General features: G+C 46.4%; 1 protein-coding gene. It reads right to left on the reverse strand.

Going from position 1 to position 1,258, the window contains the following annotated elements; genetic code table 11:
- Positions 1-4 precede the first annotated feature (4 nt).
- Positions 5-1,207, reverse strand: coding sequence for an ISAzo13 family transposase (locus L6R21_27960; protein ID MCK6563045.1), 1,203 nt, complete (start codon positions 1,205-1,207; stop codon positions 5-7).
- Positions 1,208-1,258 lie beyond the last annotated feature (51 nt).

Genomic DNA, 1,258 nt, shown 5'->3' on the forward strand with positions numbered 1-1,258 from the left:
GTGCTTAATTTCGGGGCTTGATTGTGTAATTCCATTCGCCGTGAAATTCATGCGGCAATAGTTTTAGAGCTTGCAGCTCTTGGCGGTTAACTTCTTTGCGTAATTGGTATTCATTATCGTCAAGTACTGCATAGACCTTCAGCCCTGTTTTGGTTTTAGTCGAAGCGATTGAATTCACAATGACTTTATAACTCGTGAGCGGTCGTCCTTTCCAGTTAATGCTGATAAACGAAAACAGCCTATGCTCAATTTGGTTCCACTTGCTGGTGCCGGGAGGAAAATGACAGACGGTAATCTTTAATCCGGCCTCATCCGCGAATTTTTGCAATTCGGCTTTCCACAGCTTGAGCCGATACCCATTGCTGCCACCCGCGTCCGCGGTAATCAGCAAGCGTTTTGATTTCGGATACTTCTTTTTCCCCAGATGTTTCCACCAGCGCCGTATCGTGGTGACGGCAAACTCAGCGGTATCATGGGTAATGCCAACACTGATGTACCCCTGATCTGCACCGATGTCATATACCCCATAGGGAACGGCCTTGGGTTGTTTCGGATCGGGAAAATCGTGAATATTGACTTCAATGGGTTTGCCTTTCGGAAGCCAAGTTTTACCAGGGTTTTTGTAAGAACCGACCAACTCCTTCTTTTTGGTGTCTACCGAGACAACAGGATCGCCGGCGTTAAGAAATTGGTGAGCTTGTGAGTTGATATATTCAAACTGTTGATTGCGATCAGGATGATCAGAACCCTCCTTGGTTTTTCGGTTGGCTTGCAGACTGTAGTTGGAATCTTTCAAAAGCTTGGCAACCGTGACATAGCTTATAGCGTGGTTCTTTTTTACCAGTTCATCCGCGAGAGTGCGTGTGCTCTTGATCGTCCATAACAAAGGGGATTCGGGATCGCCGCGTGAAGAATTGACGACGAGTTGGTCCAAGTCTTGTCGAATTGTTGGGTCCGTATGCTCAATCTTCTTACGTCCTCCCCCTGGTTGTCTGCTCTTACCTCCAGGTGGAGAAAGCCCCATCTCCAGTTCCTTGATACCTTTCGTGATCGTTACGCGCGAAATCCCCGAAGCGTTGTGAAGAAAGGTGGTACCACCACGTCCCAGCATTTTCGCATCAGAGGCAACAACCAGACGTCGCGCACGCTCGGATAATTCCGGCAAGAGACGTTTGTACTTGTTTTTGTAGGCCTTTAAATTGTGCATGTCTACAAGATAACACAAAATATTTAATTGTAAAGCTTATTTTTTAACAAA

Source organism: bacterium, assembly GCA_023150945.1.
GTDB lineage: Bacteria > Zhuqueibacterota > Zhuqueibacteria > Zhuqueibacterales > Zhuqueibacteraceae > Coneutiohabitans.